At 55.1% G+C, this 23,874-nt stretch carries 13 protein-coding genes; 1 reads left to right on the forward strand and 12 read right to left on the reverse strand.

From position 1 onward, the window contains the following. Positions 1-143: 143 nt before the first annotated feature. The 12 genes from FE783_RS05245 to FE783_RS05300 form a co-directional block, all read right to left on the reverse strand. On the reverse strand, positions 144-1,202 hold the full coding sequence (locus FE783_RS05245) for a hypothetical protein (protein ID WP_138878298.1): 1,059 nt from the start codon (positions 1,200-1,202) through the stop codon (positions 144-146). 139 nt (positions 1,203-1,341) lie between these two features. Then, complete coding sequence (locus FE783_RS05250) at positions 1,342-3,138, reverse strand: NHL repeat-containing protein (RefSeq protein ID WP_138878299.1); 1,797 nt, start codon at positions 3,136-3,138, stop codon at positions 1,342-1,344. Between the two features lie 132 nt (positions 3,139-3,270). Next, positions 3,271-6,933 carry a dynamin family protein gene (locus FE783_RS05255; RefSeq protein ID WP_138878300.1) on the reverse strand — a complete coding sequence of 1,221 codons (3,663 nt, stop codon included), beginning with the start codon at positions 6,931-6,933 and terminating at the stop codon, positions 3,271-3,273. Between the two features lie 137 nt (positions 6,934-7,070). Continuing rightward, positions 7,071-7,343, reverse strand: coding sequence for an NAD/NADP transhydrogenase alpha subunit (locus FE783_RS05260; protein ID WP_138878301.1), 273 nt, complete (start codon positions 7,341-7,343; stop codon positions 7,071-7,073). Between the two features lie 43 nt (positions 7,344-7,386). After that, a complete protein-coding gene (gene nth, locus FE783_RS05265) occupies positions 7,387-8,052 on the reverse strand; it encodes an endonuclease III (RefSeq protein WP_138878302.1) in 666 nt (221 codons plus the stop codon). Between the two features lie 114 nt (positions 8,053-8,166). After that, entirely contained in the window at positions 8,167-10,905 is a 2,739-nt protein-coding gene (locus tag FE783_RS05270) for an S-layer homology domain-containing protein (RefSeq protein WP_138878303.1), read from the reverse strand. 51 nt (positions 10,906-10,956) lie between these two features. After that, a complete protein-coding gene (locus tag FE783_RS05275; RefSeq protein WP_138878304.1) occupies positions 10,957-11,490 on the reverse strand; it encodes a GerMN domain-containing protein in 534 nt (177 codons plus the stop codon). A 216-nt stretch (positions 11,491-11,706) separates the two neighbouring features. Then, on the reverse strand, positions 11,707-13,695 hold the full coding sequence (locus tag FE783_RS05280) for an N-acetylmuramoyl-L-alanine amidase family protein (protein WP_138878305.1): 1,989 nt from the start codon (positions 13,693-13,695) through the stop codon (positions 11,707-11,709). 668 nt (positions 13,696-14,363) lie between these two features. Continuing rightward, entirely contained in the window at positions 14,364-14,963 is a 600-nt protein-coding gene (gene leuD / locus FE783_RS05285; RefSeq protein ID WP_138878306.1) for a 3-isopropylmalate dehydratase small subunit, read from the reverse strand. Between the two features lie 34 nt (positions 14,964-14,997). Further along, positions 14,998-16,419, reverse strand: coding sequence for a 3-isopropylmalate dehydratase large subunit (leuC, locus tag FE783_RS05290; RefSeq protein WP_138878307.1), 1,422 nt, complete (start codon positions 16,417-16,419; stop codon positions 14,998-15,000). Positions 16,420-16,618: 199 nt separating this feature from the next. After that, positions 16,619-20,422, reverse strand: a complete 3,804-nt coding sequence (locus tag FE783_RS05295) for a heparinase II/III domain-containing protein (protein WP_138878308.1) — start codon at positions 20,420-20,422, stop codon at positions 16,619-16,621. 45 nt (positions 20,423-20,467) lie between these two features. Beyond that, positions 20,468-21,817 carry an ABC transporter substrate-binding protein gene (locus tag FE783_RS05300; protein WP_158301637.1) on the reverse strand — a complete coding sequence of 450 codons (1,350 nt, stop codon included), beginning with the start codon at positions 21,815-21,817 and terminating at the stop codon, positions 20,468-20,470. Between the two features lie 292 nt (positions 21,818-22,109). Here FE783_RS05300 and FE783_RS05305 point away from each other — a divergent pair, with 292 nt between their 5' ends. Beyond that, on the forward strand, positions 22,110-23,702 hold the full coding sequence (locus tag FE783_RS05305) for an FAD-dependent oxidoreductase (protein WP_138878310.1): 1,593 nt from the start codon (positions 22,110-22,112) through the stop codon (positions 23,700-23,702). Positions 23,703-23,874 lie beyond the last annotated feature (172 nt).

Below are 23,874 nucleotides of genomic sequence, written 5' to 3' on the forward strand. Positions count from 1 at the left end.
GATCGCCAACCATCTGGCCAAGCTAGCCAGGTAGGGCGATCTTTTCTGTTTCTGGTTAGAGACGTCTCAGAGTTATACATTCTTGATCCAGACTAGCTCGAAAAACTAGGCTTTATAAACAGCCTGACCGGACGATAGTCCGGTTAAATCATCTCGTAGCCGTACCGGTCGATTCTCCAGCCGGACGCTCCATATTGCAAATAACAGGTCAGCTTCGCATCCTGGGTGCCCGATACGATCCAAGTTACCGTAAACACATAGTCCCCGTTCCGGCCGGCCGTGAGCAGCGGATCGCGCACCTCTTTGATCACTACGGGGGGAATGAGCCCCGAAGAGCCGCCCCCGATCAAATAACCGCCTTCGACCTCGGGTACATGGGTCCGCAGCAGTTCGTCCGTCCTGTCTTCCGTAAACGCTCCCCGCAGCCAATGTTTCACTTGATCGCGTTGAGAGGCGCTAATTTTTTTGCCATTATAGGCCAGCCCGTAAAACGACTTGTTCACATTCTCGATCCAGGCGTAGACGGACCAAGGATCGCCGGCCGCTTTTCTCGGATCCGGCTTGAATGTCGGAAACGGCTTCATCTCTTTGGCGAAATCCGGGTTGTTTTGCTCCGGGCTGAGCGGCGGAACGAGATGCAGCGTCTTTACTCCCGCCAACATCGCCGAATCCGAGACGCCTTCCAGGATGTCCGCGTATACGGCTTTATAATCGGTAATAACGATAGAGCCGGTCCCCGTAGATCCCGCTTCACCGAATTTGGACTTGTCCGAATTTGTATCGAAATGCAGCACGAAACGATTCGGCACCTCGTGAAACGTTTTCGCTTTCGGCAAGCTTGCCGCCGATCTATCGTCGACCGTAAAAATAACGTCTCCGGGATTGTACGCTTCCGTTTCCAGATCGAGCACCTCGAATCGGCCGCTTATTTCTTTGCTTCCGCTAAACTGCACGGATACCGAGTTGGTGCCGTGCGTACCCGATTTTACGGACTGTACCGATAAGCCTGCTGCCGAATCGCCGGGACGAATCGTTGCCGGATCGAATAAATTCCCGCTTTCCGTCGGCTGCGGCAAGGAAGGCTGTACGGTCGAAGCGGCGAAAACCTCGGGATTGCGTTCGTAATAGCCGAGTAAGCCGAACAGGAGTACGGCTGCTAACGTCAGTACGGTTAAGATCCGTATCGACCATTCCCGAATCATCGTCCCTCACCTCCCTGTAACATTAGACGGTAAAATCCGGAAATTGTTGCGAGCATTTGCGATAAAAATCGACTTATTTAAACGAGAAACGTGAACCCGCTTCCATCGGGAAGCGGGCTCGATCGTTGTTCTATTACGATTATGAACGAATACCTTCAATAATATCCGCAGTTATCCGGTAAACCGCCTCCTCGACGGCAAAAGCCAAATCGCCGGCGGGCGTTGCGGCAGCGGCTCCGACATGTCCCGGCAGCGCGATTTCCCGGAGAACGGCCGCGCTGCCCGAATCGATCAGCAGCAGCTTGCGGCCGCAGAAGGCGGCCAATGTACGGCTGTCGACCTGCACCATCCAGCTGCAGTCGGCTCCGGTTGCGATACTGTCGACAAACCGCAGCGCCGCAGGGTCGAATATTCGTATGTCCGCCCCGGCACGAACGAATACCTTCGCGTCGAAGGCGACGATCGCTTTGCCGGTCCTCTCGGCCGATTCGAATCGGTGCTCGAATACGAGACCTTTCCCCGGCTCCCATACGCCGAAATAACATGGAACATCTTTATACGGGAGGCCGCTCGCTCCGCCATTCGTCGTGAAATACAAATACCGGCTGTCCGCGGCAAGCCCTGAAACTTGCTGCTCGTTCGGAATCGGGGACTTCCAGCACTCGACTTCGAGCGTCTGCGGATCGATTCTGGACAAGGCGCCGCCATAAGTCCCATAGTTGGCCGACCAGCCGGTCCAGATTGCACCGTCGGGACCCAGCACGCTGCGCCCTTCCGGACGGACGAATTCGGGCGATACCGATCGCAGCGTCTTCGGGTTTGCATTGTTCAGTTGATCCCACGGCTTCGAGGGATCGTAGACGATATGATCGCCCCCGACGTAGGAGGACATGAACAGCTTCCCCTCGAGAAACACCATGCCGTACACTTCACCCCCGGCATCGCATACCGAAGAGGAGTTCCATTCCGAGCGATCCTCGACGTCCAATCGAAAAATCGTCTGACCGAAGCCGCACGAGCCCCATAAGCGCCCTTCTGCGTCGGAAACAAGCGTATGGATGCCCGTCGCCGGCGCTTCTACGGGAATCCGCATCAGCTTCGGAGTTTCGTCCAGACTATCGATAAGGTATATATCTTGTCCGCGTACGCCAGCGAACCGTCCGTTCGCGAGCTCGATCGCCCGGTGCCGCTTGCCGTTCGGCAAAGTTGTTTCAATCGTTTTCAGCTTTTCCCCCAGTCCGTCATCCGGAAGCTGCTCGAACGTGCGGGGGTCATAAAACTCCAGCTGCCCGTCTTTGGCCGTACAAATAAATTCCTCCGTCACTTCCCGTACGACGAATCCGGGAGTGCCGAAATCGCGGAACGTCCGGCTCTCGATATGAAACGCTTTCAGGAACGGCTCGTCATAACCGCCTGCGAGCAATATGTACCCTGGAAGACTGCCGTCCACGGGGCGGCTGTATTGGTTTTTCGGATTGTCCGACGCCCTTCCCATATTCTCGAGCGTATGCGTCACCGGGTCGTATCGCAGCAGCGAGCAGCCGGGCCATGTCCCCCCGTACACGTTACCGTCGGAACCAAGCGTCATCTTCCAAAAATATTTCTCCCCCGGGTCGCTCAGCGGTTCGGCCCACGTGCGGGACGACAAGTCCAAGCAGTGCAGGTAAGCATGCTGCGGGCATGTGCCGACGACGAGCTTCTTATTGTTCCAATTGACGAGCCCCCATGCTCCGGAATCGCCCGGCAGCGGGATCGATTCGCCTTCACCCGTGACCGTGTCGACTAGGATCAGGTTGCCCGTTTGTCCTGCGGCGAAGTTGGACAATACGAGCTTTTCCCGTCCGTCCAGCGGGTCGATGATGACTGTCGACGCCAAAATATTGAAGTTGCGGCAAGGACGTCCTAGTAGCTCATATATGCTTTGCTCCGTATTCATCCGATTCCCTCCATTTGATAACCAGTATTCTACCTGTCTCTCAGTATAACGCGGCATCTTCGCGAGTCAAGACAAAACAGAAAAAAGACGCTCTCCAGCTGCATGCCGGAAAACGTCTTCTTCTTCTTATGCTTATGCCTCGATTAAAGCTTGCAGCTTCTCGCGGGTTGCCGTCAGCTGACCGATATCCACTTTCATATCGAGCGCGGCGAGCATCCCTTCCGCATGCTCGGTCATACGCCGATCCAACCGTTCCTGCACGGTAGACACCCGCTCCCGGTACTGGGCGATATATTCCGATGTGAACAAGACGCCGTGCCGCTCGACATATTCCGCAATCGGCCGCGTCAACAGCTTCTCTACCGCTTCCTTCAGCTGGGCTTTGCCCGGTCCTTCGAAGAAATGTTTGCCGCTCTTGTAAAATCCGGCAAGCCATTTCTCGTCGGCCGGTACATCCATCGTCTCGGACACCGCCGGCGTTTGGAACGGCGCGGACTCATAATCGCCCGCCTCAAAGCCGTCCAGCAGCTGGCCGATCCGCTCCCGCTTCTCGTCGTGGCGCTTCGCCGCCAGACGGTTCAGCGCATTCTCTACGCGAAGCGTAGTCGCATACAGCTCCTGGGACAAATCGTAAGAGATCAGCCGGAGCAAATCGAACCAAGCCGCCCGCATCGAGCTGCGGATCGATCCCGCGTCTTCCCGCAGCACTGCCGGATTGAACGCGTATAGGAACAATTCGCCGAACCGGTATGTCAGCCGCTGCTTTACATAATAGAGCAGCTCCTGAATTTCTTTATCCGCTTCCCGCTCCTCGGCGGCCGAATCCGTATCGCGAAGGAGCAGCTCCGCTTGCTTCCTCGCTTCCCGTACCGTTTCCATATTCCGCTTGCGCTGTTCCTCGCCTTCCCGCGCTCCGGCAATCCAACGATTCAGCAGCGATGCGGACCGTTCCAGCTCCTGACCGGCGGAACGGACGGCAATACCCGCCAGCTCCCCGACGGCAAACCGCACGAAATCGCGCTCGAACCGGAGGATGCCGCTGCTTCCCGCCGCCGCCGAATCGCGCTGCAGCTTGCCTTCCAGCGCCATCAGGCTCGATACCGGATAAATACGGGGATTGCGGATCCCGTAACGCAGCAGGTTGTCTCCGACGTGACCGACGACTCCGTCCAGCTCCTCGCGGCTCGCTGCCAAATCGGCCGCATTAACGAGGAAAAACATTTTATCGAGCTCGAAGCTGTCCTTCACGCGCCCAAGCTGCAGCAGAAACTCCCGGTCCGCTTGGGAAAACGCATGGTTGTAGTAGGTGACGAACAAAATCGCGTCAGCATTCTTTATATAGTTGAAGGCTACGCCGGTATGGCGCGCATTGATCGAATCCGCTCCGGGCGTATCGACCAATATCATCCCTTGCTCGGTAAGCGGACATAAATAATACAGCTCAATAAAGTCCACGAAGCACGATTTGCTCTCCTCAGCCACAAAGTCGCGAAACCGCTCCAGATCGACCCGCAGCTCTTGTCCGAGCACGTCCTTCGCTTCGCTCCATCCTTTGCGGACGGCTTTCAAGAACGTATAATGCGGCTTGCCGCTCGGACCGACCCGATCCGGCGACAGCGCTTCGATTTGCGCAAGCGCCGCGTCCATATCGGCCGATTGGACCCCGCCAAGCACGTTCAAGGAGAACAGAACATCGTCTGCGATCGTATCCGCCGTTTTCATTTTGACCTTGACGGCGCCATGAGGCCACGCTTCCGTAGGCGGCATGATTTTGTTGATCGCGGCCGTCGTCGGGTTCGGGGAAACGGGCAGGATCGACTCGCCCATCAACGCGTTGGCGAAAGACGATTTGCCGGCACTGAACGCGCCGAACAACGCTATCGTAAAGTGGCTTTGCGTGAGCCGCTCCGCCTTGTCCTTCATGGAACGGATAATCGACTGCATCGACGGAACGGGCTCGAGCAGCTTGCACGCTTCCGACAGCTTCGACGCCGTCCGTGCCATCGTGGAACGGAAATTTTCCGCCTCCGGCTTCGCCGAGCTTGGCTCCGCACCGGCTTCGCCGTCCAATGCAAGCGACCAGCGTTCCGACGATTCCGCACCGTGAGCGGCTGCGTCCGGGGTGTTCGCTTGCCCTTTATGCTCTTGAATACGTTCGGGATCGGGCAGCTTCCCGGCCAAGTCCGGACCGTTGAAAGGAAACGATGCGAGCAATGCCGCTTCATGCCGCTGTTCTTCCCGCTCGATGGACTGAAGCTCGCGATAGGCGGTCAACCGCTCCGATAGCTGCTCTTTCTCGCGGCTCAGCTCGGCCACTTCCCGATCCGCTACGGCGTACACGTTCCGGACGATCCGATCAATCAGGTCGAATGCGGCGCGCCGAAATACGCTTTTCGTTTCCGTCGAGATAAGCTTCGAATAATTCAACGCATATTCATTTGAAACGATCGCACCGGTCTGAACTTGAGCAGCCAGCCACTCCTCGTCTATCGTCCGTTTGGCAGCCGCCAGCTCCTCGTCGATTTGTGCGGGCTCCACGCCGTAGCTCTCGCCGGCCTGTATGAGCTGCGCGCGTAAATGCCAGACGATATTCGCCTCCACCTTCTCCGAATAGTCGGAAGCGAACGCAGATAGCCGTGACTCGATTTCTTTGGCCGTAGCGGCCGCCCGGGCGAACAGTCCGACCTTGAAGCCCGGCTTCCGGCTCTGCAAGTAATGGTGCGCCAAATCCCGTGTCGTCGCGGGCGTGACGTTGGCATTATCGAGCAGGTTGACGGTTTCTTTCCGCCATTCGACGAGCAATTTTTCTCCCGACTGCTTCCGCTCCTCGATCGTTCTCTGAAGAGCTTCGTACCGGTCCGGCAGGTCGTTTCCCCCTTCCTGCTCGATCTGAATGCGCAGCCGCGCTTTCTCGTCCTCATTGCGCTCCGATATCCGTTGCCCGTGCTCTCCGATCAGATGCCGCACCGATTGAACCAAGCTGTTGTCCCGCAGCGGCTCTGCTATTTCCATCAATTTTCCGATCAAGGAGACAAGCTTGCCCCATTCGTCGTTCGGATCTTCGGGCCGTTTCACCGATGTATACAAAATGCCGTCCGGCTCGATGTGCCAGCTCTCGAATGCGCGGTGTACGCTTTCTCTGTATTCCGCAAAAGGCAGCTCGCGTTCCCGGTGCTTGTCGATCATATTCACGATCAAATAAAGCGGCTTTCCCCATTCCTTCAGCCTTTTCGTGAAGGCGAAGTTGATCTCCGATTGAACATGATTGTAATCCATCACGTAAAAAACGACGTCCGCCATGTGCAGCGCCGATTCCGTAGCCATCATATGGGCATTGTCGGTCGAATCGATTCCCGGCGTATCCAGAAGAGCCGCTTTGTCGGCTAGAAACGGAATCGGATAGCGGATGCTGACGGATTCGATTTCTTCGCCGTTTTTGCAATAATCGTCAAGCTGATCGAGCGGAACCTCGGTGAAGACCGCATCGCCCTTGTCGCTCCCGGCCCGTTTGACCGTCGCTCCCGCCGCTCCGTTGCGGATCGTCACCACGTTGGCGCTGGTCGGAATCGGACTCGAAGGCAACAGGTGATGTCCGCATAATTTATTGATCAGGCTCGATTTCCCGGCCGAGAAATGGCCGCAGAAAGCGATGTTCAGAACTTGGTCGGCCGCTTTGACGGCCAATTGTTTCATTTTTACCGCATGCAAGTGATCCCCGGCTTCGGCCATCTTGGTGCCAATCGAAAGAATCGCTTCCTCCGCATTGGCCATCGCCCGGATCTCCACTGTACTCATGATCAAAGTCTCCCCTCAATTATCCCCCAAAAGATTCCCCAAAAAGTGACGTGATGCTCCGAAGCTTATTCCGAGTACTTTTCGGGGAGCCCCGAAAATAACGCCACAAAAAGAAAAAAACCGAATTTCTCCGGTTTCTAGTGTACCACATTTTCATTTTCAGGTATAAATATTTCAAACACTTCGCCATGCTGCAAAATCGTGATGTCTTTCTCCCGCACCTTCATGACGACTACGTCGGGTTTCGTTCTCATCCGCTCGATGTAATTTTCCGGAACGTCCCCGGATTCGCTCACCATGACGCCTTCGATCTCTGTCTCCTCGTTCTCGGCGAGAGGGGTGCTGATCACTTTCTCGTAAATGTCCGAGAACACTTCAAAATCGTTCGTATAGACCGCTATGCATTTCATGCTGAATCCCACCTTCGATTATTGGCTGTACCTGGTTACTTCGCTACTTTATAGATTTCCTCTTTTTGGGCGTTTTCATACGCTGTTTCCCTTCCTTGCACTCGGTCAGAAGCGGACAAACCGCGCATTGCGGATTTTGCGCTTTGCAATGATACCTGCCGAAAAAAATGAGCCGGTGATGCGTCTCGGTCCATTCGTCCCGCGGCACTTGCTTCATCAGCTTCTGCTCCACCTGCAAAACCGTATCGTCCTCCGCGGCCAAGCCGAGCCGTTTGGAAACCCGCTCCACATGGGTATCGACCGCGATTGCCGGAATGCCGAAAGCGTTGGAGACGACCACATTCGCCGTTTTGCGGCCAACGCCGGGAAGCTCGACCAGCTGCTCGTGCTTTTGCGGAACTTGCCCATCGTACCGCTCCAGCAGCATCCGGCACAAGCTTTGAATGTTTTTGGCCTTGTTCCGGAACAGTCCGATCCGGCGAATGTCCTGCTCCAGCTCTTCGAGCGGTACCGTCAAATAATCGCCCGGAGACGTATATTTGCGGAACAGATCGGCCGTTACTTTATTCACCGTCTCGTCCGTGCATTGAGCGGACAGCAATACCGCAATCGTCAGCTCGAACGGATTGGAATGATGAAGCTCGCAGTGTGCATCGGGAAACAGTTCGGCAATCGTGTCGAGAATATGCCGCGTCTTTTTGCTCGTCATGCGCTACTCTCCTCGGATACGGGTCAGATTTGCCCAACGATCACGCAAAAACGTCGCCGGGGCAGGCATGAGCCCGCTCCGGCGACGCTAACCGCACGTATTGACGAATGAACGTTACGGCTTGGCGATTTCGAGAACTCTGTCGTTTAAGAAATAGACGGTTACGGTTTCGCCTGCAACGAACGAAGTCGGAGCCAGTACTTGCGTTCCTTGATGCAAGTATGCTTTCGAATGCAGCAGGTAGTTGGCCTTATCGTTGATCGAAGCGCGCATAAACGTCATTTCCCTGGTAGTAGCATCGTACGATTGGACGGTCCGTTGTTGTCCGCCGATCAGCTGGACAATCGTGCTTCCGCCCGAATTTTTGACTATTTGTATCCGATCTTCCGGATTAAGCACCGAGAGGGAAGGCAGTACCGTATTACCGCTCTTCACGATCGCGTTCGCCCCGATCTCGACGACTTGGGTATTATTCGAGTAGTCGGTTACGGTAATTTTCCCGCCCGCTGCATCGACGGAAGCGACTTTGCCCCTGATCGCGTCGACAAGCTGGACGCTTTCCAGCGAGCTTCCGACAAACGTCATTTGGAGCGGTTCATCGATCTGGATAGATCCGATTCCTACAGCCGTACCGTTCTGATGAACCGGCAATGCAAATAACGAATAATTGCCAATGCCCCCGGCCGCATCGATAACCGTAACTTTGTTGGCGGCCGCATCAACCGCTGTCGTATGAACGAGCTGCGTTTCTCTCACGGAGAGCGACACGACATTCTCCTGGTTTCCGTCGAAGAAACCGCGGACATAGTCGCCCGCCTTCAGATCGGACAGCTTCGCGATAGGCTGGCTGTACTTGCTCACGTAGGCGTTGCTCATCGTTTTGTACGTTTGGGAAATGCCGCTTGCCGTCTTGATCGTCACTTCACCGGTCGTCGTGCTGACGGAAACGACCGTGCCTTCCATTCTAGTAGCAAATTGAACGGAAATCAACTTATCCTGCGAAGCGATAATGTTGACTCGTTTGCCTTTGACCAGATAGCCTTTGAACGTTTCGAGCGGAAGCGAGTTATCGTCGTATTTGAGCGCAGTGGAATCGGTGATCGTATAAATTTTCGGACGGCCTTGGTCATCTTTGACGATCAAATATTTGCTGTCCGCATTATACTGCTCGATCGTCGCCAGCGTCAAATTCTCGATCGTCCGTCCGACTACCGAAATTTTATCGATCTTGTTCTGGTTGATCTCGAGCTTCATCTCGTCGCCGGGCATTAAATCCCGGATGGAGCCGTATTGGTTTTCACCCAATACGACAAGCAGCTTGTCCGATACTTTGTAGGCGGCCAGCTGTTCGCCCGCTTTCTGGATCGTCACGATCGACTTATCTTCACTGATGGACAGAAGCTTGCCCGTTTCGCGTTTCTCGACCAGCTGTTGAACGACCTCGATCGAAACTAGCTTGTCGTTCTTGATCACGACACGGACTACATCGCCTTGGAACAAGTTGGCCGGATCGAAATATTTCTCCGCTTGCACAAACACGGATTTGTCGGGGATCGTAAACTTCTCGATCACGCCGGTACCGTTGTCCTTGACCGTGACGGTCTGAGCCGCCAGGTCGACCGACTGGAAGGCGCCGGTTACGGTTTTGTTCACGGGAGTTTTTTTGACGATGATCTGGGCTACTTTCGCTTCCGGGATGAGCGCGTGCTTCCTGATCTCTACGACGGAGTTCTCCTGAAGCGATCCGAGACTGAGACCAGCGCCGTTCAGATCCCTTACGGAAACGTTGGAAGCCAGCTCGTATGTATAATACTTGCCGTCCGCTTGGATGGAAGCCGTCAAATCGTTAATATTGACGCTGACCAGCGTGCCTTCGAAGCTTTTCATCGGAACTTCGTCGTTCGTCACTTCGATGAAATAGGCGGTATTCTGGTTTTGCAGCACGTACACTTCATTGTACAGCTTAATGTCGGAAGCGGACAGCCGATCCGTATCGCTCTTGCTCGTGTAGAACGAAGCTCCCGTATTGATCTGTAAATCTCTAGTCTTCCCGCTGCTGTCGCGGATCGTCAGCTTGCTGCCCTCGATTGCCATGACTGTACCGGCCACGATCCGGTTGGACGGATTCGCCAAATATTTCTCAGCGCGGCTCCAGAAGGTCGCCATCTGTGCTCTCGTTACGTTGCCGTCCGGACGGAATGTATTGTCCTCGAAGCCTTGTACGATCCCGAGCGATAAAGCGGCATTGACAAATCCAAGAGCGGATTCGGAAATTTTGGAATTATCCGCAAACGAGGTAGACGTGCCGGCCTTATTGGTCGCGTCCTGCGTTTTGCCGATGGCCCGGACTACGATTTTGGCAACCCATTCCCGGGATGCTTCCTTCGTACCCCATTTCTTGCCCTGCGTATATTCTTCCTGCAAATTAATCAGCTTCTGATCGATTGCATAAGCGACATATGGCCTTGCGTCTTTGCGCACGTCGTCATCGCCGAACGGCAGCGCGACGCTGGTCTTGCTTTGGAGAGCCGCATTCTCCAGGCCCATCATTCGGATGGCCATAATGATGACGTCCTGCTGGCTGACCGAGCTTTCCGGATTGTAGCGGCCGAAATCATCCCCCTGCACGACTCCTTCTACAGCGAGCCTGGTGACGTGTTTGATCGCCCAATGGGTGACCGGAACGTCCGGAAAGCTTAACCGCAAAGACGTCGAGCTGCTTGAGCTGCTCGTATTGCCGGTCGTATTCCCGCTCGGAGTGTCCGCCGCGTAGGCGGAAGAGGCCAACATCATTGTAGATACTAGTGAACAAGCTACGGCTAGCTTGAAAGTTTTCTTCATTTTCCGTTTCATTGCGCTTCTTCTCCCCGCCTTCTCCAATCTTTACGTCCGCATTCTATTGTGTCAATTCCGTTTCATCGGATGCGGGAGGCTTACGTGTCCCATGAGACTTTCTATCTTCTTCCCGTCCAACAACACTTCGATCGTCTGAACCTCGCTGAACTGGAACAACGATTTGCGGATCGATTGAACGAGCAAATCTTCGCCTGGAGCACCCAAGCGCCCGTTGTCCGCAATGCTGATGTCGACCGTCAAATTCCCGCTCTGGTTCGTAACGGATCGATACGTAATGCCTTTGCTTAATGACGAAAGCGATGCTTCCGGAGCTGTTTTCAATGCGTCGAGCGCCGCCTTGTACTTGTCGGCGTCGGTAGCATACGTTACGTTCGCTTCGCGTTCGATCAGCTTGTCGAGATTATCGTCGGCATAATACGTTTTTACTTTCAGCTGCTTCGCGGCCGGAGTTTCCGTCTTCGTGCCGGTTCCCGAGCCGGATGCGGCGGGATCGGTTTTCGTTTTCGCGTTGGCGCAGCCGGTCATGGCAAGCGTGAGCGTCAGACCGAGAAGTAGTTGCTTGTAACCGAACTTTCGCTTCATCGAAATCACTCCTAAGATCTTTGCTGAAAGCAAAGATTACTTCGTAAGCACTACCGAACTTTGCCGTAGGCAAAGTTTACTTCGTAAGCACTACTGATCTTTGCTGAAAGCAAAGATTACTTCGTAAGCATTACCGAACTTTGCCGTAGGCAAAGTTTACTTCGTTAAGCGCTGCTGAGCCTTGCCGGATAAGCAGCCCGATACTGAGGGCAAATGTTACTTTGCGGGTTGGACGGCTTTATCTAAAGCCGATTCTTTAGGCGTTTCCGCCGTCCCCGTCGATTTGACCGTCGTCGATTCCGGGGCGGTTTTCACCGCGGAAGATTCCGTGGACGTTTTGGTCGAGGACGACTCTGGTTGTTTCGTCTGTTGGGAAGGCACTGATTTTACTTCAACCGAGGCGTCGGGGATGTTCAACTGCTCCTTGATAGCCGCCGCGATCGACGCTGCCACCCGGTCTTGAAACTCTTCGGTATACATCAAGGATTCGTCGGTCGAATTGCTTAAATATCCGACTTCGACGAGCACGGCGGGCATCGTCGTCTCCCGGGTCACTTTAAGGTTCCCATTGCGAACACCCCGGTCGGCGAGTCCTGTCGCTTCTACTACCCTCTTGTGCACAATTCCGGCGAAAGCGACACTGTCCGAGCGGGTGTAATAGGTTTCGGTTCCGCTTATATCCGGTTTGAAAGAATTTCCATGAATCGATATAAACAAGTCGGCATTTGCACCGTTGGCCAAATCTACACGATCCTGCAGCGTAGGGTACGTGTCGTTCGTGCGGGTCATAATCGTTTTGATCGACGGCTCTTTTTGCAGCAGCTTGTACACTTTATTCGACACGGACAGGGTAAAATCCTTCTCTTTGCGCGAAGTTATGGATATCGCGCCCGGATCTGTGTCTCCGTGACCGGCGTCCACGACCACCGTGTACTTCTTGTCTTGGAAGCTTACTGCCCATTGCTTGACCGGTTTTGTTTCCGTTAAGTGGTAGTCCGAATTTTGCTTCATGTCGAGCACGATGCGGACCGTTGTGTCGGAATATTGGGAATAGCGTATTTTCTCGACCTTCGGATGCTGGATTTGAAGCTCCACTTGTCCCACGCCGCCTGGTTTGGCGAAAGTGCCGAGGTTCGAGTTGGGCAAATCGATTACGATCCGAAACGGACCTTGCAGCGTAGAAGTGACGGGAACGACATCCGCACTCGTTCGAATGATAATCTCTTCGCCCGATACTTCCAGCTTCGTCAGCGTCGACAAGGTTTTATCTCCAGCCGTCGAAGTCCCTCCGGAAGGCTTGCTTGTACCGCCCGAGCCCGTAGTCGGAGACTTGCCGTCGTTTGATCCGGTACTGTTGCCTGATGTCCCTCCGGCAGTTGAAGAAGAATTGCCGTCCGCCGGTTTCCCGGAAATACTGCTTGAACTTGATCCGGTAGTTCCTGTGGAGCCTGTTGTTCCTGTCGAGCCCGTTGTTCCTGTCGAGCCCGTTGTTCCTGTCGAGCCCGTTGTTCCTGTCGAGCCCGTTGTTCCTGTCGAACCCGTTGTTCCTGTGGAGCCCGTAGCTCCTGTCGAGCCCGTAGCTCCTGTCGAGCCCGTAGCTCCTGTCGAGCCCGTAGCTCCTGTCGAGCCCGTTGTTCCTGTGGAGCCCGTAGCTCCTGTCGAGCCCGTTGTTCCTGTCGAGCCCGTTGTTCCTGTCGAGCCCGTTGACTGTCCGGTCTTACCGTCTGAAGCTTGTTGTCCTCCGCTGTTGTCCGACGATGCCGCTTCTTGCGCCACCTTGAACAATCGAACCGATGGCGTCGTTTCATCCCAGACGACCTTCATGCCCAGCTGTTCGGCGATAAAACGTACAGGGACGAGCGTATTGCCGTCCTTGATAACGGGCGGAGCCTCCAGTGTCCAACTGACGCCGTTGGATACGGCGACCGGATTGTCGATCTTCAGCTGGATCGTCGTTTGCTCCTGCTCGATTTTTACCGCTCGTTCCTGTTCCAGCCAGGTTACTTTCGCTTTCAATTCCTCAGAAATGATCCGTACCGGAACGATCGTCGTTCCACCGTTAACGATTTGTGGCGCCACCTCGGGGATCAGCTTCTTCTCGTTCAAGAACAGCTGGATCGGATTGTCGGCGGCAAACGCTTGGATTGGCACGAGCAGCATCAAGGCGATCAACAGGGTCGGCAGCAACAGTTTTAAGTACTTCATCGTCCACCTCTAAGCTTCATTTCGATTTGGTAGCCGTTCGGGCGAAATCTTTCATCACTTCTTCCTTCTATCAAAATTCGAGAGAATGGGACAGAAGTTTGCATAGATTTGCCAGCATCAGACATAACGTTAGACGCCCAAAAACAAGCAAAAGTTGCGTGAAAACCACAAAAAAGTCTATCATTTTGACAAAACATATAAAAAAAGAATCGATAGAGCGTCGCAGCTCGCGATTAGCCCAATCTTTCGCCAATTTTCGCCCTGCGGTGGGGACTTGTGCGGAGATCACCCCCCTTGAAAAACGGACGGTGGTAAATAGCGGAAGAAAAAGACGTTATTGTGGCGGATTGGGCCGCAATCCAAGAAATAAAGGAAATATTCGACCCTATTTCCTAGAAATCCGGCATAGATATCGATTACTATCGTGAAAACACCCAAAATAAGAGCAAAAATCTCCGCTATTCCAGCCGCCTGGCACCATAGGGGCAAAATAAGATCGATTTCTTCCGCTATCTAAGCGAAAGGTCCATCGACCGCAGCTCCGATAACAGCGTGCTTCCGATCAGCGGCAATCTCAACACAAAAAATCCCGAGAAAGCCGCGCATAAGCTCAAATGGCTTACGTCGCTGCTTCCCGGGATTCCCCGATTCATGATTTAACGATCAGCTTAGGCAAGACGAGCCGCTTGCTTCGCCTCATAAGCGGAGATCAAGCTTTCGTGCTGCAGCGTCAGGCCGATATCGTCGAGACCGAGCAGCAAAAACTGACGGCGGTGTTCGTCCAGATCGAACGCGATGCTCAAACCTTTGTCGTCGGTAATCGTCTTATTCTCCAGATCGACGTTCAGCTTGTAGCCAACGTTTGCGGCCGTGCGCTGGAACAGCTCTTCCACTTGCTCTTCGCTCAGCTTGATCGGCAGGATGCCGTTCTTGAAGCAGTTGTTGTAGAAGATGTCGGCAAAAGACGGTGCGATCACGACTTGGAAGCCGTAGTCCATAATCGCCCATGGAGCGTGCTCGCGGGACGAGCCGCAGCCGAAGTTGGCGCGGGAAATGAGCACCGAAGCGCCTTGATAGCGCGGTTTGTTCAGATCGAAATTCGGATTCACGTTGCCCTGCTCGTCGAAACGCCATTCGAAGAACAGAAACTGGCCGAAGCCGGTACGTTCGATCCGCTTCAGAAACTGCTTAGGGATAATGGCGTCCGTATCGACGTTCACACGGTCCACCGGACCAACGAGGCCCGTATGCTGTTTGAATGCTTCCATCGGTTATCTCTCCTTATCGCTTCAATCGTCCGTATTATACGCCTGCTTCGACTTTGAACGTCCAGTCGCGAACGTCGACGAAATGCCCCGCGATCGCAGCGGCAGCCGCCATCGCCGGAGACACGAGATGTGTACGTCCGCCGCGGCCTTGACGGCCCTCGAAGTTCCGGTTCGACGTGGAAGCGCACCGTTCGCCCGGGCTCAGCACGTCCGGATTCATCGCCAGACACATGCTGCAGCCCGCGTCGCGCCATTCGAAGCCCGCTTCGGAGAACACTTTGTCCAAGCCTTCCTTCTCCGCCTGCAGCTTCACGCGGCCGGAGCCAGGTACGACAATCGCGTTAACGTGAGAGGCGACTTTGTAGCCTTTCGCCACTTCCGCGGCAGCGCGCAAATCTTCGATACGGCCGTTCGTGCAGGAGCCGATAAAGACGCGGTCCACTTTCAGCTCGGTCATCGGCGTGCCCGGGGTCAGACCCATATATTCGATCGCCTTCTCGGCGGCTTTGCGTTCGTTCTCGGTCGGTAGGCTGGCCGGATTCGGCACGTTCGCCGTAACGTCGGTTCCCATACCCGGGCTCGTTCCCCAAGTCACTTGAGGGATGAGCGATTCGGCGTCAAAATCGACGACAGTATCGAACGTCGCGCCTTCATCGGTAACAAGCTGTTTCCACTCGGCAACGGCACGGTCGTACGCTTCGCCTTGCGGCACATAGTCGCGGCCGCGCAAGTATTCGAACGTCGTCTCGTCAGGAGCGATCATACCCGCTCTGGCGCCGGCTTCGATCGACATGTTGCACACCGTCATCCGCTCTTCCATCGTCAGCCCGCGAATCGCTTCGCCCGTATATTCGATTACATAGCCCGTTGCGAAATCGGTGCCGTACTTGGCGATGATGCCGAGGATCAAGTCTTTGGCCGTGACGCCCGTTCTCAGCTTGCCGACGACGCGCACTTCCATCGTTTTCGGTTTCGCCTGCTGCAAGCATTGGGTAGCGAGCACATGCTCGACTTCGCTCGTGCCGATCCCGAACGCCAGAGCGCCGAATGCGCCATGCGTGGATGTGTGGCTGTCGCCGCATACGATCGTTTTGCCCGGATGGGTCAATCCGACCTCAGGTCCCATAACGTGTACAACGCCTTGGTCGACGTGGTTCAAGTCGAACAGCATGACTCCGAAGTCCGCGCAGTTTTGCGACAGCGTGTCGATTTGCTGCTTGGAGATCGGGTCCTTGATGTTGAAACGGTCTTTCGTCGGCACGTTATGGTCCATCGTAGCGAACGTCAAGTCCGGGCGGCGCACTTTGCGGTTCGCCAGCCGGAGCCCTTCGAACGCCTGGGGCGATGTAACTTCGTGCACCAAGTGCAGGTCGATATAAATGATGCTCGGTTTGCCTTGCTCCTGATAAATGACATGATTGTCCCAAATTTTCTCGAACAGCGTTCTCTTTGCCATTAGGAATCACCTCTCCGATCTTTGTTTCGATTTTACCATGTCCCTCTTGATTGCTCCAAGATATAATTTCTATAGGTCCAATAGGTAATGACTATAAGGCGAATGGAAAACGCATAAAAGGGTACACGTCAGAGCAGTTTATTACTGGAACAAAAATCTGCCGGAAGCTCTTAAGAGAGCAATCCGGCAGATCGGCCGTTTATTGTTCCGCGATAAGGTCGATCCGGAACGTATGGGTTCCTTTCCATTTCGTAGCCGGGTAGTAGAGCATCTGCGATGGACGATCGGACGTGATCTCGTCGCTCAAATAAGCGAAGCCGGGGTCCATGCCGACCGCAATCGTCGTGACGCCTTGCGTTTCGTCACGGGTTACGCCCGTAATCCGGTAAGCGTGAGCGGTCTGATCCGGATGGGTGACGAACACGTAACGTCCGACCGCGGACGGCGGAACGACCGCCGGAGTGACGAACGCATCCGTTTCCCCCGGTATTTGTCCGCGATTCACCTTCGTAATATCGCCCGTGACCGTTCCCGCGCCGACCAATTGATCCGTACCCTTCCGAAGCAAGGTGCCTCCCGAAACATACATTTTGGTCACCGCGCCGTTCTCCAGGCGGATAAAGCCCATTTTGCCGATCATGGTCATATCGCCGACCGTAAGCGGCTGTCCGCCGTTATTCGGAGAGCTGAGGATGATATCGGTCGTATTACCGTACGAAACGGAAACTACTGCCTCTCCCGTCGTTTCGTCCGATTTCAGCACTTGTACGCTATCGATCAGCGCGTTCGCTCCGGCGGCGTACGGTTCCATGACATGGATGAATTGACTTCTCAGATCGGTACCTTCTTTGCGCAGGACGAATTTCGGCATATCGTATTTGACGGCCTCCGTATTCGTGTCGAAATTCAGCCCGTTTACGCGGGTCGACCTCAGCGACGGCGATTTGCCGATGAACAGCCGATTGTTCCCGCTGCCGGCGTAGCCGAATATTTTCATATTCGCCTTGTCGACGGTGCCGCTTTTCGTCGTCATCGCAAGCTCGTACGTACCGTCCGGCACATCCGCCTTCCGCACGTCCTTCACATAAATGTAGCCGTAATATTGATTGTCGCTCGTGCCGCCCGTATCCGTCTCCTGAGCCGGCTGTATAATCGTTGGGCTTCCGTTAACCAGATAAGGTCCGTAATTCTCGAGCGCCACGTTGGCCGTAATAGCCGCATCGCGATTCGCGTCGCCGTTCAGCGTATATTCATGCTTGCTGCCCCCCGCCACGCGGAACAAATCGACGACATATCCCGAACCGCCAGCCGCCCCGTTAAATCCGATAAACCACGGCTCCCTGCTGTACTCCGTAACGCCCGGATAGGCGTTTTCCTGATGTGCCTGCATCGCCTGAACATCTCCCGATGGCGAGAACAGACTGTAGTCGGTCAGCTTGCCGCCCGGCTTGGCGGCCGCCCCTTGGATCGTAGCGTCTTTGCCGTCCACGACGACCGTGTTATGACCCAATGTAGAAACGGACCACTGCCGGTAAAACGTATGCGTATACCCGAGGTCGGGCAGCAGCTCTTGGCCTTCCCCATACAGCGTCAAATTTAACGGATCTTTATGATCGTGCCCGTATTTCGGGGAGAACGTCATATACAGCTGCGATTGACCGGCTCCTTGACCGCGTATCAGCTTCGCGATACCCGCCGCCGGCATGACGAGCGAAGAATCGTTCTGCGGCGCCGTCGCCTTCTGGAAAGCCCAAGTATCGTTGATCGGGAAATAGTTGCCGTTCGGATAAGCAAGCAGATTCGGCACGTTAAGCAAGGAACCGATTTGCGGCAGCATGACGGACGGATCGAAATTATCGAATCGCTGGCCCGTTATGGAGGACAAGTAGCCCGCCGGATCGGTCCATCCGGCCGCATAACCCGCCGTCCCCCGGATGCCGTTGCTCGTCTGGTTATGGTACGAAAGCGTTATTTCTTTCCAAAAACCGTCGAACAAGAAGCCGCTCTTGGCAAACTCGTCCATCCGTTTTACCGCTTCATGAACGTAACGCGGTTCCTTCAACGCTTTCCCGAGCTGGATAAGGCCGATCCAATTCGAATACTCGACATTGCTGTTCAGCACCGGGTACGTATAAATCGATTCGATGGACGGAATGAGCATGCCGTCCACGATTTTGCTCCGGACGTCTTCTCCGGCTTCGGCGCCGAGCAGAGCGAAAGCGTCGGTCTTATCGACCTCGGCGAAAGCGTCAGCCAGCGGACGCAGCGCCACAAGCTCCTGCAAAGTCCACCGCTCCCACATTCCGCCAAAATAGTTGTAAGGCGGGACGGCCTGTCCGTCCATCGGGTATTGGTTCCATATCGTATCGTTGATTCTCACCCAGCCTGCATACGCTTGACTGAACCGATACAGCAATCTGGCCGCCCCGAGAGGGTCGGTCGCAGCCAATTCCTTCGTCCGTTTCACCGCATGGAGCCGCTGCTGGTGCCATAGATGGGCCGACAGGAAGTAACGCTTGCCCGTGCCGTCCACATAATAAGGATAGTCGACCTGCTCGCCTTTTTTGTTCGTGACGGTCAGCTTGTTCGTTTCTTTATAAGTATCGTTCGGGTAATCGATCTTCAGCGCGTCCGCCGACGTAATGCTCCATGGCTTGGATGCGCTCCAAGTATAATTCGCGGACCGGAACCCGAGCTGCGTATTATGCGGAACGCCTGTGGCAAAAAATCCGACCCGGTCGGGGATAAGCTGCATGAGAAGCTGCACTTCCGCGCTGGGCGGCTGGTAAGTGACAGGGGTTACCGTCGTTACGGAAGGCGGAACATGATACAGCCGTTCCCCCGCTTCGATCAGGCTATTACGGTCGAAAGTGAACTCTGCCAGCTTCGCGGACTCGTCTCCATGGCTCCCTGCGAATAGCTGCAGCCGGTATAATCCATCTTCCAGCGGGGCCGGATGCGAAAATCCGAGCATATAGTCGTTCCCTTGCTTGGTCAGCGCCGCATCGCCGAGAATCGTCCGCTCTCCGGACGGTGAAGTCCACACAAGCCGAATATCGGCATGTTTCAGCTGCGGGTAGCTGGATTTCCTGAATACCAGAACTTTCTCGCCGAAGCTTTTGAACAGCAAGCGGGCGTTTTGCGGCCGCCAAGCCTCTGCCGGGCTGCCTGCGGAAATAGAAGGCGGCTTCGCCATATACAGAGTGCCCAGACGGTTTTCATTCGTTACGCCGGCGTGTAGCGTAAATGCCCTTTGGTCGAACGGCCGGGTCCGGTCGTCGTCGATCAAGGTCGAAGTCCGGACCGGAACCCAAGAGCTCGCCGGATAAGGAGAGTCGGGGCCGTAGTAACGTACGATATTGAGCTTAAGCTCCGAAGTCGGCGCAAGCCGCGGTCCTCCGATCGCGCTCCAAGGTACGACCACCTCCGCCGACCAGCTACCGTCCGCCCGTTTGTGCACGACAGGCGAAACCTGCTTGCCCAGCACCAGATTGACGAACTTCTGCTCGCTGTCCTGAGGGTCCTGGCCCGTCCAGTTGTTGAAGCTGATTCCTACCGGATGCGTATCCGTCGTAACGTTTACCGGAATCGTATAGAAAGTGAATTCATCCACCCCATTGCCAAGGACGATAAATAATCGCTCCGCTGCAGGAGGCACATCGTAACCCGTCGGGCTTTCCAATGAAATGTACAACCGGTTCGGATCGTATACGACTTTGACAACCGCATCATGCCCGGTATCGAGGTTGTCGAAAAACGTTTTGAATCCTTGCAACGGCTGTGCTTGTCCCCAAACCGGCTCATTCAGGATGCCGTCCGCCGAGATCGGACCATAAGTGTTGGACGTGACGACTCCAAAGCGGTCATCCAGCATATCGACGCGCGGATAAGCATCCGGTTCCGCTCCCGCTTCCTCGGCATACAGCCCCGGGAAGGTAACGGCTTGAATCAACAGCATCAGGAAGAGCAGCCAAGCTATGCTGCGAACGCGAACGGAATTCACTTTTCTTCACTCCTTCGGTTTACCGGAGTCCGGCTTGCGATCGATTCACTTGCTCTTCAACTCCGCAATTTGCTTGTTGGCAGCTTCTTCCGCTTCCCGCAGCGCCGTATTGACGTCCTTCTGCCCGGACACCACTTTATCGAACGCGCTGATCAGAGCCGCCCTTGCCGCAATATAATATTGATCCTTCAAATTCATTTCACCGTATCGGGGCGGTACGAGCGCCTTCACGTTTTTGCCCTTCAATTCCGGGATACCGCTGCCGAGCTGGCCGATATAATCCACGTTTTGGAGCGGCGGCGTGGCACCGGTCGTTACAAGCTCCCGCTGGATGTCGTCGGAGACGAATTGCGTAATCGCCGCGAACGCTTCGTCCCTGAATTTGCTCGTCGAAGAAACCAAGTAATACCGGACGCTCGGCTGCGGCCCTTCTTTCGGATTGCTTTGGAAGGCGGGAAACGGCGCGATATCCCAGTTCATGTCCCATTTCTCGCTGACGGCTCTTATCCCCGCATCGTTCACTCCGATAACGATCGCAACCGTCTTTTCCTTCGAGAACATCGTGCGCGATAACGTAAGACTCGTCAGCTTCGAAGGCTCGGAGAAGTTCGGAATCAGCGTATACAGCGGAACGAGCCTGTCGAATACCCGCTTCCAATAATCGTTCGACAACGTTGCTTGCACGGTCTTGGGGTCGACGTATCGAGGCGCTTTCTCGTTCATGTCAAGCATGGAGATAATATCTCCGGCGAAGCCGTAATATTGCACGCCGCCTTCGACCCGGGTCAGCTTCCGCGCCGTCTCGTAAATTTGTTCCCAGGTCATGTTGTCGGTCAAATAAGGGACGCCGAACTTATCGAACAAATCTTTGTTGTAATACAGCGTGTAAGAGCTTACTCTTCCAGGCAGGCCGAACAGCTTGCCCCCGGTAATCCGCTTCATGGAATCGATCGTCACCGGAATAAACCGGTTCAGGTCGTAATTGTACTTCTTCACCAGATCCGAAATGTCCGAATCCAGCCCCACGTCGATAATCGGCTGCACGTCCGGGGTCGATATGATGATATCGATGGGCGTTTTCGCCGTTACGACGTCCTTCAAAGACGTTCCCGTTCCGGGCGCAATGAATTTGAATTTGAAATTCGGATATTTCCGCTGGATATACTGCCCTTCCGATGCCATAAACCCTTCATAATTGCCGCTCAGCATCGAATACACCGTAAGCTCCACTTGCTTGTTCGGATCGATCGGATCCGCGGCTTTGACGCCGGCAGGCGCTTTCTGATTGTCGGCCGACGGGGCCGTCCCTCCTCCCCCCTCTTCTTTGCCGCAGGCTGCGAGTACCACCAGCGCCGCCAAAGTTGCCGCACTCAGCAAACTTTTTTTATTTCCCATCTTCGACTTGCCCCTCTCTCGATGATAGACCGGTTCGCCGTATGAAAATGACAGCGTTTTCTCCCGCTCGTTGCTTTGATTATAGCGGACCGCATTTTTCGCCAACAAGGAATCCTTATGACCTCGCATAGTATTTTCGTTACCCGTTGTCCCCGTTTTTGCGGGTTCGCCGAAACGGTCGGGCACGAGGTCATCAAAATACTACTTGAGGTCATCAGGCTTGCTTATGCCTGCGGGCATTCCGAGCTACCATGTATAAGAATCGACTTCACACCCATACGGAGGAATGAACATGGTACGCGAAATGAAAGCCGATATCGTCATAATCGGAGGAAGTCTAGGAGGCTGCGCCGCCGCGCTTGCCGCCGCACGTCTCGGCAAGACGGTGCTGATGACGGAAGAGACGGAGTGGATCGGAGGGCAGCTGACGAGTCAAGCGGTGCCGCCGGACGAGAACCGCTGGATCGAGCAGTTCGGCGGCACGGGCAGCTATCGCCTGTTCCGTGATAAGGTCAGAGACTATTACCGCCGCAATGTGCCGCTGACACCGGAAGCGGCCGCGATTCCCAATCTGAATCCGGGAAATGCCAAAGTAAGCCGAATCAGCCATGACCCGCGAGTCGCTCTGGCGGTGCTGCTGGAAATGCTCGCTCCTTATACGCTCAGCGGCAAACTGGTCATCCTGTCCCGATGCCGGGCGGAAGCAGCCGAAATGGATGGAGACCGGATCCGCTCGATTACGGTGAGGAATGTCCTAACAGGAACAGTGACGATTGCGGCCGCCCCGTATTTTCTCGACGCTACCGATTGCGGCGAGCTGCTGCCGCTGACCGGGACCGAATATGTGACGGGAGCGGAATCCAAAGCCGAGACCGGCGAGCGTCACGCGCTCGATGGACCGGCCGATCCGCAAGACATGCAGGCGATTACGCACTGCTTTGTCGTGGATTATATAGAGGGCGGTCAGCATACGATCGACAAGCCGAACGATTACGAATTTTGGCGGTCGTACCGGCCCGATTTTTGGCCCGACCAATTTTTGAGCTTCTCGGGAGTTCGGCCTTCGACATTGGAGCATGTGCGCTACGATCTGTTCCCCGGAGGGCAAGGACTGACGTTTTGGGAAGGCTTCTCGCTCATGTCGTACCGGCGTCTGGCGGATAAAACCAGCTTCGCTCCCGGCACGTTCGACGGCGATATGACCGTTGTCAATTGGCCGCAGAACGATTACTTCCTCGGCTCGATCATCGATGTAGACGAAGCGGAGAAATCCCGCAATCTCCGGCGGGCCAAGGAACTGAGTCTCTCGCTGCTGTACTGGCTGCAGACGGAAGCTCCGCGGCCCGACGGCAAATACGGCTATCCCGGCTTTCGCCTGCGCAAGGACGTTTTCGGTACGGATGACGGCATGGCGCTCTATCCGTATATTCGCGAGTCGAGAAGAATCAAGGCGGAATTTACGATTTTGGAGCAATACGTCAATCCGTTGGATCGGCCTGACGGGCGGGCCGCCGTATTCACCGACTCCGTCGGGATCGGACATTACGGCATTGATCTCCATCCGAGCACCGGAAACCGCCATTACATCCATTTGAACGCGCTTCCTTTCCAAATTCCGCTCGGCAGCCTGATCCCCGTCCGAGTCGACAATCTGCTGCCGTCTTGCAAAAATATCGGAACGACGCATATTACGAACGGCTGCTATCGGCTCCATCCCGTAGAGTGGAACATCGGCGAAGCGTCCGGCGCTTTGGCTGCCTTTTGTCTGGAACGCGGGGAATCGCCGCGCGCCGTCCGAAACGATCCGGCTCTGCTTGCCGACTTCCAGAGCGTGCTAACGAAGCAGGGTGTCGAGCTTGCATGGCCCGACTCCGTCGTCGGCTGACATTCCCGGGACCTAACAGTACGTCTGTCCGGTTCCCGAGGGCGAATGCGGAACGTTTTCCGCCGAATCCATACTCCGATTCAGGCCGATCTGCTGGCAGGTCGGCCTTTCCCCTATCCGCGCCGATAACGAAATGTGCTAAACTAATACATATCGTCTTCCATCGAGGATT

It is taken from the genome of Paenibacillus mesophilus (genome assembly GCF_005938385.1).
GTDB classification, from domain to species: domain Bacteria; phylum Bacillota; class Bacilli; order Paenibacillales; family NBRC-103111; genus Paenibacillus_AB; species Paenibacillus_AB mesophilus.